The sequence below is a fragment of the Stenotrophomonas sp. LST15-1-1.1 genome (assembly GCF_040815575.1).
GTDB classification, from domain to species: domain Bacteria; phylum Pseudomonadota; class Gammaproteobacteria; order Xanthomonadales; family Xanthomonadaceae; genus Stenotrophomonas; species Stenotrophomonas lactitubi_B.
The window spans coordinates 39,713-50,369 of sequence record NZ_JBFPNJ010000003.1 but is presented as its reverse complement, the minus strand read 5'-3'; the positions used below and the strand labels follow the sequence as shown (position 1 = coordinate 50,369).

Here is a 10,657-nt window from a genome sequence, read left to right as displayed (position 1 = left end):
CGGGTTGGGTTCGCGGGGGTGTCCGCGGCATGGATGCCGCGGCCAAGCCCCCAGGGATGGGTTCACGGCGTCCCCCGCGAACCCAACCCGCCCGGCCCACCCACGGCTTTTGCTCTGAACGACCGACCACCTACGAGGGGCTGCGCCGTTCGCTGGAAAACTCAGCCGGCCGCCTCGACCACCAGCGCACTGCCCTGCACCGCCACCACCCGCACCAGCGTGCCGGCCGGCAGCTCCGGCCCACTCACCTGCCACGACGCATCGTCGATGCTGACCCTGCCCTGCCCGCCGACGATGGCCTGCTGCAATGGCACCACCCGCCCGACCAGTTGTTCTGCGCGGCGGTTGAGCAGCGGCGCGTCGCTCTGCCGCGCACGCGGCTTGCCCCAATGCCGGTAGCACTGGATCGACAGCACGCTCAGCACCACGAAGGCGACCACCTGCCACAGCACCGGAACATCGGCGAACACCGCTACCAGCGCGAACACCGCCGCCGCACCGATGCCGATCCACAGCATGAACGCGCCGGGCGCCAGCGCTTCGGCGGCGAACAACAACAATGCCAGCGCACCCCAGGCAACGACTTCCCAGCGCATGTCAGCCTCCAATCGGCGGCGGGCGCTTCGCCGGCGGCCGGGTTTCCTGGTTGGACAGGGCCTGCTTGGCGAGCTCGGCCACGCCGGCAATCGAACCAATCACGCCGCTGGCCTCCATCGGCATCAACACCAGCTTCTGGTTCGGCGAGGTCGCCAATTCCTTGAACGCTTCCACATACTTCTGTGCGATGAAGTAGTTGATGGCCTGGACGTCACCGTCGGCGATCGCCGCCGACACCACCTGGGTCGCCTTGGCTTCGGCTTCGGCCAGGCGCTCGCGGGCTTCGGCATCGCGGAACGCGGCCTCGCGCCGCCCCTCCGCTTCCAGTACCGTGGCCTGCTTCTCGCCTTCGGCACGCAGGATCTCGGACTGCCGCGAACCTTCCGCCTCTAGGATCTGCGCGCGCTTCTCGCGCTCGGCCTTCATCTGCCGTGCCATCGCATCGAGCAGGTCGCGCGGCGGCTGGATGTCGCGGATTTCGATGCGGTTGACCTTCACGCCCCACGGATTGGTTGCATGGTCGACCACGCTGAGCAGCTTGGCGTTGATCACCTCGCGCTGGCTGAGTGATTCATCCAGGTCCATCGAGCCGATCACGGTACGGATGTTGGTCTGCACCAGGGCGATCATCGCCACTTCCAGCACGGACACCTCGTAGGCCGCCTTGGCCGCGTCCAGTACCTGGAAGAACACCACGCCGTCGACGCGCACCGCAGCGTTGTCCTTGGTGATCACTTCCTGGCCGGGCACGTCCAGCACCTGTTCCATCATGTTCACCTTGCGACCCACCCCGTAGACGATCGGGATCAGGAAATGCAGGCCGGGCGACATCGTGTGGGTGTAACGGCCGAACCGTTCGACGGTCCATTCATACCCCTGCGGCACCATCCGTACCGCCTTGAACAGGATGACCACGGCCACGAAGGCCAGTACCGCGCTGAAGAACATGGTCGGGAACATCGCGCTTTCCTGATGGGAGACGTCCGGAGCCCAGCATAGCGCGCGGATGCAGGCGGTGCGGGCACCGCACGTTCCAGGGGAAAGCAGCCGAGCGTGGCCCGGCTCTACAGGATGAACCCGGTCAGATCCGGGTCGTGGCCAGGAAGCGCTCGCGGTCCTGCTGGGTCTGCCGGCGGATCTCGGCCAGCGCTTGGCTTTCGGTCGCCTCCAGCATCGCCTCGAACAGGCGCTGGAAGTGATGCCGCATCGCATTGCGTGCCGCGACCGGATCGCGCGCACGCAGGCCCTCGAAGATCGCCATGTGCTCGTCGGCGCGGCTGGCGCCATCGTCATGGCACACCCGGGCATAGACCTCGGTCACCCGCGGCAGCTCGCTGCGCATGCGCCAGATCTGCTGCACGAAATACTCGACCACCGGATTGCCCGACAGGCGGGCGATGGTCAGATGGAAGCGGCGGTCGTAGTCGCCGGCCTCTTCATCGGTGAGGTCACGCCGGCACAGTGCTTCGGCCAGCACCTGCAGTTCGGCGATGCCGGCCTCATCGATGTTGCTTGCCGCCAGCGCTGCGGCTTCCGCCTCGAACACGGCACGCGCAGCGGTCAGGTCGAAGGCGCTGATATCGGGCAGCCCGCCGGCAGCCTGTGCCGGGCGCGGCTTCACATAGACGCCCGAGCCGATACGGATCGCGATCCAGCCCTGCGCTTCCAGCGCGATCTCCGCCTCGCGGATGGTGACCCGGCTGACGCCGAAGCGCTCGGCAAGTTCACGTTCGCCCGGCAGGCGCGAACCCGACGGATATTCGCCATCTTCGATCAGCTTGCGGAGCTTGGCGGCGATGGTCTGGTAGAGACGGTTGGCGGACATGCGGCTGACCCTTGGCGGTTCCCTCCGGGCCCGTCCCCGGCCACCGGGCACGGTGCGGGTCCGGTTGGAGCGACGGCGCGACCATTGGCCGCGCCGCCCTGTTCAGAACTTGTATCGTACACCGAAATACGCGCGCCGCCCGTAGCTCACCACCTCGCGGAAATTCCCGTAAAGCGGCTGGTACGCCACGCGTGGCTCGTTGGTCAGGTTCATCAGTTCCAGCGACAGCGACAGCTGCTTGTTCACCCGGTAGCGCAGGCGCAGGTCGACGCTGGTGTTGTCATCGTAGTAACGGTTCTGCTGCGCCGTGTTGCCGGTGAAGTCCTGGTAATAATGCGAACGGAACTTGCCGATGGCCTGGATGTTGAAGCGGCCCACGTCCCAGTAGAGGGAACCGGACAGCACATGCCGCGAGAAGCCGCTCAGGCCGGCCGGCGGCACGATGGCCGGAATGATCGATCCATCGGCGGCCACCTGCTCGCCCAAGCGTGAATCCTGGGTCTGGTAGTCGGCGTCGGCATAGTTGTAGCTGACCTTGAAGCCGAGGCCGTCGAACGGCTTGGGCAGGTACGAGAACCGGTGGGTGGCACTGAGCTCGATACCGGTCAGGGTGCTGTCCTCGTCGGTGGTCACCTGCTGGCGCACCGGCACGGTCACCGTCTGTCCGTTGATGGTGTAGGTTTCCGGCACCAGCGCGGTGGCGGTGCCGCCGTTGAACTGCTTCCAGTACACCGCACCGGCCAGCAGCGTGTCCGGGTTGGCATACCACTCCAGCGAGACATCACCGTTCCAGGACATCAGCGGCTGCGCGGCCGGATTGCCGCTGGCACTGATGTCGTCCAGCGCGTCGGCCAGGCCGGTATAGGTGGCATCGCTGCTGACATTGATGGTTCGACCCGCACCGAGTGCGGCGATATCCGGGCGTGACATCGCACGGTACGCACCCACCCGCAGCAACAGGTCCGGCTTCAGCTCGAAGGCGGCATTCAGGCTCGGCAGCAGTTTGTCGTTGCCCGCTTTGAACACCTGGGTGGTGAAATCACCCGTGGGCTGCAGGCGGATCGTGCCGTCGCCGTTGTTGATGATCGCCAGGTCGGTGCGCACACCTTCCGAGCGCACGTCGGTCTTGACCCAGCGCAGGCCGACATTGCCGGTGACCGGCAGCCCGAACAGCGTGCTGCTGAACTCACCCATCAGGTACAGCGCGCGGTTTTTCTCGGTCACATCGACGTTGTTCGGATCCTGGAAATCCGGGTCCAGGCCGCTGTCACTGGTGCCGCGGAAGGACTCGTAGAGGCAGCTCGGATCGAAGTATGCCCACGAGGAGATCGTGTTGCCGCTGGCCGCATCCATGAAGTCATCCTGCGGGAACGGTGCACGGCAGGCACGGTTGGCGGCAATGATCTTCGCCTTGTCTGCCGCAACGCGCTGGTCGTAGTCGGTCACCAGGGTGTTGTCGCGCAGGCGGTAGTCGGCCTGGCTGGCGCGCACGCCGCCCTTGATGCGGGTGAAGAAACCGGACTCGGGCATGAAGCTGGCATCGAAGCGGCCAGCCTTGATCTTGTGATCGTTCTCGGTCGCGCTGGAGGTCACCCGCGCTGCACCGGTGTAGGCATCCCAGTTGTTCGGATCGAAGTTTGGCGCCAGCGCCACGCTCGGCACCTCGCCATGCCAGTCCCAGTCGTAGTCGACATAGCCGGTGGCGCCGCTGCTGATGCCCGGCACGATGGCGTTGTTGACGTCGCGCTGGTTGGCGCGCAGCCGGGTCATGCGCTCGCTGTCCAGGCGGTTGGTATGCGAATAGGAAAGATCGGTGGACAGCTCCCAGGCGGGGCTCGGGCGCAGGATCAGATTCAGGCCGCCACCGGTGTACTCCTCGCCGCGCCAATAGCGGTTGGAGGTCGAATCGATGGAGGTGCTGCCATGCAGGTGGCGGACGATGCCGTCCTCGTCCACGTCGCGCTGGGTGATGCCGCGACGTGCATTGGACAGGCTCAGGTCGCTGCGGTTCTCGTCCCAGTTGCGCTCGGTATGTTCGAAATCGAGGTTGACCTCGACCACGTCGTTGGGCCGCCATTGGATCGCCGCGAACTCGCTCTGGCGATCATTGCGCTCCTGCTTCAGCCGATAGATGCGGCTGCTCGGCACCAGGTAATACGGGGCGCCATTGGCGATGGCCTGGGCGCTGACCTCATTGCAGTTGGCATTGGCCACGTTCTGCCTGCCATCGCAGGCATACCAGGTGGAGCCGCTGGTGATGCTCTCCTCCGGATCGGTGCCCTCCAGCCGCTGGATGCCCAGCGAGATGCCGAGCTTCTGGCCGTTGCCGAATTCGAACTGGTCGATGTAGCTGGCGGTACCGCGATAGCCGATGCCATCGTCGTCGCGGTACTTCTTGTCATACTCGGCCCAGCTGCCACGCAGATCGATCTGCGCCGAGCGCTTGCCGTACTCCAGCGGCTTGACCGTCTCCAGGCCGATGGTGCCGGCAACGCCACCTTCGATGATGTCGGCACGTTGGGTCTTGTAGATCGCCACCGTGTTGATCAGCTCGGCCGGGAACATGTTGAAGTTCACCGAGCGGTCGCCGCTGCCGTTGGTGATCTCGCGGCCGTTGAAGTTGGTGCTGCTGAGGAAGGCGCCGAGACCGCGGATCGAGATTTCCGACGCGCCGGTCTTGTCGCGGGTCGAGGCGGCACCGGTCAGCGTTTCGATCGCATCGGCCAGCGACGGCGCGGGCAGGTCGCCAATGTCATCGGCCGACAACACATCGGCGATCACCGTGTCGTCGCGTTTCTTGTTGATCGAACTCTGCATCGACTCGCGGATGCCGGTGACCTGGACCTGGTCCAGGGTGGTGGCGTCCTGCCCGGAACCGGTAGCGGCAGACTGCGCCTGTACGGCCGGCGAAGCCGCCAGCGCAGCGAGCAGTGCCACGATCAGTGGTGTGGGTGACAACGGTGTACGACGTACAACTCCGGCAGGTTGCCGCATGGTTTTCCTCCTCCCAAAGGATCGCCCGGACGGTAGGCGTGGGACGCAGCTTCGACACGCCGACACAGAAATGTCAACCAACTGGACTGGATTTTTCGTAATACCTTTGATTCAGACCGGTTGCACAGCATTTCATGTGCTGATGCAGCATGACTTTGCGCGCAACGTGGCTTACAACACACCCAACAAGTGGTATGCACACCCACTCTGACACCGCGGCCCTGCCGTCTCTGGAAGGACTTCATGCGCACTCAATCGACTTCGCACCGACCTTCGAAAGCTGCCTTTGGGCATTGCCTGGCAATTGGACTGGCAACATGCCTGACCAGTTCACCGGCAACGGCTGCCAGCTGGCTCGTCCACGACGCCAGCGCCTTCGCCACCGCCGCTGCCGCCCTGCAGCCTGGCGATGAGATCGTGCTGGCCGATGGCACCTGGACCGACGCGCGCCTGCTGCTGAAGGGCCAGGGCACCGCCGCCGCACCGATCGTGCTGCGCGCGCAGACGCCGGGCAAGGTAATCCTCAGCGGGGCGTCGGACCTGCGCCTGGCCGGCAGCTACCTGCAGGTCTCCAACCTGGTGTTCCGCAACGGCTACACCCCGGGTGACGCGGTGGTGGCCTTCCGCGAGTCGAGCAAGGCGGTAGCCAGCCACAGCCGCGTCACCGGCCTGGTCATCGATGACTACAGCAACCCCGATGGCAGCGACCAGGACTACTGGGTGTCGCTGTACGGCAGCAACAACCGCCTCGACCACAGCCAGCTGCGTGGCAAGACCAACGCTGGCCCGACGGTGGTGGTGGTGCGCGATGCCACCCAGGGCCTGGACAACCAGCACCGCATCGACCACAACTGGTTCGGCCCGCGCCCTGCACTGGGCGTCAATGGCGGCGAAACGATCCGCGTCGGCACCAGCGACACCTCGCTGAGCGCTTCCAACAGCACGGTGGAGAACAACTGGTTCGAGGGCTGCGATGGCGAGACCGAGATCGTCTCCAACAAGTCCGGCGGCAATACCTTCCGCGGCAACGTGTTCTATCGTTCGGCAGGCGCGCTGACCCTGCGCCATGGCAACGGCAACCGGGTGATCGACAACCTCTTCCTCGGCGACGACAAGGCCGGCACCGGCGGCGTGCGCATCATCAATGCCGACCAGACCGTCAGCAACAACTACTTCGAACGGCTGGCCGGCTCCAGCAACCGTTCGGCGCTGGCGGTGATGGATGCACAGGCCAATCCGCCGTTGTCCGGCTATGCGCCGGTGGTCAATGCAGCCATCAGCCGCAACACCTTTGTCGATGTGGCGAAGATCAGCTTCGGCGTGGGCCATGACGAAGCAAAGGGGATCGTGGTTGCCGCCAGCAACAGTCGTTTCAACGACAACCTGATCGTCAACCGCACCAGCAAGAATCCGCCGAATGCAGCCAGCTCGCTGGCGGGCATCGCCTTCAGCAACAACGTGCAGTCACCGCAGGCCAGCAGCGTATTCCCTGGCGGGGTGAGCAGCGCCAGCATCGCCCTGCAGCAGGCGGCCAGCGGCCTGTGGGTGCCGGCAACGCCCCTGCCCGCCATCGGCGCCGATCCGGCGCTGGCGATGACCCCGCGCGAACAGACCGGGGTGGACTGGTATCCCAAGGTGGGCGAGGTTGCCCTGTCACGCACCAGCACCGGAGTTGATCGATGAGGTTGCAGCCGCTGTCCCTGTGTTCCCACCGCCTGGCGCTCGCCCTGGCCCTGGCCGCTCCCTTCGCCCTGATGCCGACGGCGCCGCTGCACGCGGCACCTGCCGCAGCCGCGCGACAAGGCGATACCGCGCCGGTACTGGTGACCGCTGCACAGTGGCAGCAGATGACCAGCGAGGGCAGCCGCTACCCGTGGTTCGCCAAGGAGCAGGCGCGTACGCAGAAATCGCTGCAGAAGATGATGAAGGCCGGCATCGACGTGCCGGTGCCGAAGGACAAGGGCGGCGGTCGCACCCATGAGCAGCACAAGCGCAACTACCAGGCACTGCTGGCCGCCGGCACCCTGTACCGGCTGACCGGCGACAAGGCTTATGTCACCTATTCGCGCGACATGCTGCTGCAGTACGCCAAGCTCTACCCGACCCTCGGCCCGCACCCGGAAGGACGCGGGCAGATTCCCGGCCGGGTGTTCTGGCAGGTGCTCAACGATTCGGTCTGGCTGGTCAATGCCATCCAGGGCTACGACGCGATCCGCGATGCGCTGTCGCCGCAGGATCGGCAGACCATCGAATCGCAGGTGTTCCGGCCGATGGCCGAGTTCCTGGCCAGCGAGCCGAAGAACTACGACCAGATCCACAACCACGCAACCTGGGCGGTGGCCGCCACCGGCATGACCGGCTACGTGCTGCGCGATCCGGAACTGGTGGAGAAATCGCTGCGCGGCAGCCGCAAGGATGACCAGTTCGGTTTCCTGCGGCAGATCGACCTGCTGTTCTCGCCCGATGGCTATTACGAGGAAGGCCCCTACTACCAGCGCTATGCGCTGGCGCCGTTCCTGCTGTTCGCCAACGCGATCGAGCGCAACGAGCCGCAGCGGAAGATCTTCGCGCGCCGCGACGGCGTGCTGCTGAAGGCGGTGGACGTGCTGGTGCAGACCAGCTACGACGGCCTGTTCTTCCCGATCAACGATGCGATCCTGGACAAGGGCATCGACACCGAAGAGCTGGTGGCGGGCATCGGCATCGCCTATGCGCAGGCCGGCGATGATCGCCTGCTGTCGGTCGCGCAGCAGCAGAAACGCCTGCTGCTGTCGCCGGAAGGGCTGCAGGTGGCGCAGGCGTTGGCCGCCAACAAGGCCAAACCGTTCGATTACCGACCGATGCTGCTGCGCGATGGCCCGGATGGAGAGCGCGGTGGTCTGGCGATCCTGCGCATGGGCGGCGAACGCGGCCAGGCGCTGGTGCAGAAGGACACCATGCAGGGCATGGGCCACGGCCACTTCGACAAGCTCAACTGGTTGTTCTACGACAACGGCAATGCCGTGGTGACCGACTACGGCGCAGCACGCTTCCTCAACGTGGAAGCCAAGCGAGGTGGCATCTACCTGGCCGAGAACCGCAGCTGGGCCAAGCAGACCGTGGCCCACAACACCCTGGTGGTGAACGAGCAGAGCCACTTCAAGGGCGACTGGAAGCGCGGTGAGGAACATGCACCCACGGTGCGTTTCTTCCAGGCCGACGCCGATACCCAGATCGCTTCGGCGACGATGCGCGATGCTTACCCGGGCGTGGTATTCACCCGCACCCAGGCATTGCTGCGCCACCCCGAACTGGGCCTGCCGGTGGTACTGGACCTGCTGCAGGTGCACGGCGACAAGGCCGCGCGTTACGACCTGCCGCTGCACTTCAACGGCCATATCGTCACCACCGGATTCGAGGCCGAGCATTTCCCCACCCAGCGCCCGGTGCTCGGCGGCGACAACGGCTATCAGCACCTGTGGCTGGACGCACGCAGCAAGGCCGGCAGTGAACCGCGCACGCTGGCCTGGCTGCTCGACGGACGCTTCTACACCTACCGCTTCGGCAGCAGCGCGCCATCGCAGGCGTTGCTGGTGGAAAGCGGCGCCAACGATCCCGAGTTCAACCTGCGCCGCGAACCGGCGCTGCTGCAGCGCGTGGAAGGACAGAAGGATGTGACCTTCTTCAGCGTGCTGGAGCCGCACGGCGAATACAACGGCACCGCCGAGTACGTGCACGGCGCCGACAGCCGCATCAGGGAGATCACCCGCACGCGCAGCAATGATGCCGAGGTGCTCGAACTGCGCCTGGCCAGCGGCGCACGCATCGCACTCGGCGTGGCCGACGACAGCAACGCAACAGGCGAACACAGCGTGATCGTGGATGGCCACGCCTACCGCTGGAGCGGCAGCCATGCGCGCATGGACCGCAGCAAGGGTGACGCACGATGAACGGCCCCTCGGCCGTGGCCACACTGCGCAAGGTGCCGGTGCGTTCGGCCGTGCGTTGGCTGATCGTCGGCCTGATCGCAGTGGCCACGGTGATCAACTACATCGACCGCAATGCGCTGGCGGTGATGTGGCCGGAGATCGCCAAGGAGGTCGGCGCGACCAAGGACGACTACGCGCTGCTGGTGACGGTGTTCATGCTGTTCTACGCCGCTGGCCAGTTCCTGTTCGGGCGCCTGTTCGACATGATCGGGACGCGGCTGGGGTTCGCCTTGTCGATCAGTGTGTGGTCGATCTCGATCGCGCTGCATTCGGTCACCCACTCCATGCTGTCCTTCAGCGTAGTGCGGGCGATGCTGGGCGTCAGCGAAGCCGGCGCCTGGCCCGGTGCGGTGAAAGCCAACGCCGAATGGTTCCCCGCGCGTGAGCGCGCCCTCGCACAGGGCATCTTCAACGCAGGTGCGTCCATCGGCGCCATCGTTTCCGCACCGGCCATCGCTGGCCTGTACCTGTGGCTGGGCTGGCGCGGTACCTTTGTGCTGGTTGGTGCGCTTGGCTTCCTGTGGCTGCTGCCGTGGCTGTTCGTCTATCGCGCCGGCCCGGACAAGCACCCGTGGGTGAGTGACGCCGAGCGACGCCTGATCATGGAAGACCAGACCGGCCAGCAGCGCGCGGATGCGCCCAAGGTCAGCGTGCGCTCGCTGCTGGCGCACCGGCAGAGCTGGGGCATGCTCGCCTGCCGTTTCCTGCTGGACCCGATCTGGTGGCTGTTCGTATCGTGGCTGCCGATCTATCTGGCCGAGACCTTCGGCTTCGACATCAAGCAGATCGGCCTGTTCGCCTGGGTGCCGTTCGTCGGCGCCATGCTGGGCAGCCTCAGCGGCGGCTGGCTGTCGGGGCGGCTGATCCATGCCGGTCATAGCGTGGACCGCGCACGCAAGCTTTCGATTTCGCTGGGCTGCGTGATCATGGCACCGGCCCTGCTCGGTGCGGTACTGGCAAACCAGCCGCTGTTTGCGGTGCTGGCAATCGCTGCGGTGCTGTTCGGTTTCCAGATCGCCATCGGCAACATCCAGACCCTGCCCGGCGATCTGTTCGACGGCCGCTCGGTGGGAACACTGGCCGGCCTCGGCGGCCTGGCCGCCGTCGCAGGCACGCTGATCACCACCTGGCTGGTGCCGGTGCTGACCCGCCATTCCTACGCACCGATCTTCATCCTCGTTGCCGCACTGGTGCCGCTGTCGCTGGTGGCGCTGTGGTGGTGGACCGGACCGATCCACAAGCTCGACGGCAACGACGGTTGAGCCCCCCTTTC

Annotated in this window: 7 protein-coding genes; 3 read left to right on the top strand and 4 right to left on the bottom strand. The window is 65.7% G+C overall.

Annotation, left to right across the window (positions count from 1 at the left end; all coding sequences use genetic code 11):
* Nucleotides 1-161 precede the first annotated feature (161 nt).
* The 4 genes from MRBLST15_RS07255 to MRBLST15_RS07240 all read right to left on the bottom strand — a co-directional run bounded on the left by MRBLST15_RS07255 (nucleotide 162) and on the right by MRBLST15_RS07240 (nucleotide 5,416).
* Nucleotides 162-596 (bottom strand): NfeD family protein, encoded by a 435-nt coding sequence (locus tag MRBLST15_RS07255; protein ID WP_100553270.1) that lies wholly within the window; start codon nucleotides 594-596, stop codon nucleotides 162-164.
* Nucleotide 597: 1 nt separating this feature from the next.
* Nucleotides 598-1,557 carry an SPFH domain-containing protein gene (locus MRBLST15_RS07250; protein ID WP_025877782.1) on the bottom strand — a complete coding sequence of 320 codons (960 nt, stop codon included), beginning with the start codon at nucleotides 1,555-1,557 and terminating at the stop codon, nucleotides 598-600.
* A gap of 121 nt (nucleotides 1,558-1,678) precedes the next feature.
* Nucleotides 1,679-2,422 carry a FadR/GntR family transcriptional regulator gene (locus MRBLST15_RS07245; RefSeq protein ID WP_251476607.1) on the bottom strand — a complete coding sequence of 248 codons (744 nt, stop codon included), beginning with the start codon at nucleotides 2,420-2,422 and terminating at the stop codon, nucleotides 1,679-1,681.
* A 102-nt stretch (nucleotides 2,423-2,524) separates the two neighbouring features.
* On the bottom strand, nucleotides 2,525-5,416 hold the full coding sequence (locus MRBLST15_RS07240) for a TonB-dependent receptor (protein WP_367785582.1): 2,892 nt from the start codon (nucleotides 5,414-5,416) through the stop codon (nucleotides 2,525-2,527).
* 243 nt (nucleotides 5,417-5,659) lie between these two features.
* Here MRBLST15_RS07240 and MRBLST15_RS07235 point away from each other — a divergent pair, with 243 nt between their 5' ends.
* Genes MRBLST15_RS07235 through MRBLST15_RS07225 form a run of 3 tightly spaced genes read left to right on the top strand, consistent with a single transcriptional unit; the run spans nucleotide 5,660 to nucleotide 10,646 of the window.
* Entirely contained in the window at nucleotides 5,660-7,099 is a 1,440-nt protein-coding gene (locus MRBLST15_RS07235; RefSeq protein ID WP_367785581.1) for a polysaccharide lyase 6 family protein, read from the top strand.
* On the top strand, nucleotides 7,096-9,345 hold the full coding sequence (locus MRBLST15_RS07230; protein ID WP_367785580.1) for an oligoalginate lyase: 2,250 nt from the start codon (nucleotides 7,096-7,098) through the stop codon (nucleotides 9,343-9,345). The genes MRBLST15_RS07235 and MRBLST15_RS07230 overlap by 4 nt, the downstream gene beginning before the upstream one ends.
* Complete coding sequence (locus MRBLST15_RS07225) at nucleotides 9,342-10,646, top strand: MFS transporter (protein WP_367785579.1); 1,305 nt, start codon at nucleotides 9,342-9,344, stop codon at nucleotides 10,644-10,646. Before MRBLST15_RS07230 ends, MRBLST15_RS07225 begins: the two co-directional genes overlap by 4 nt.
* Nucleotides 10,647-10,657 lie beyond the last annotated feature (11 nt).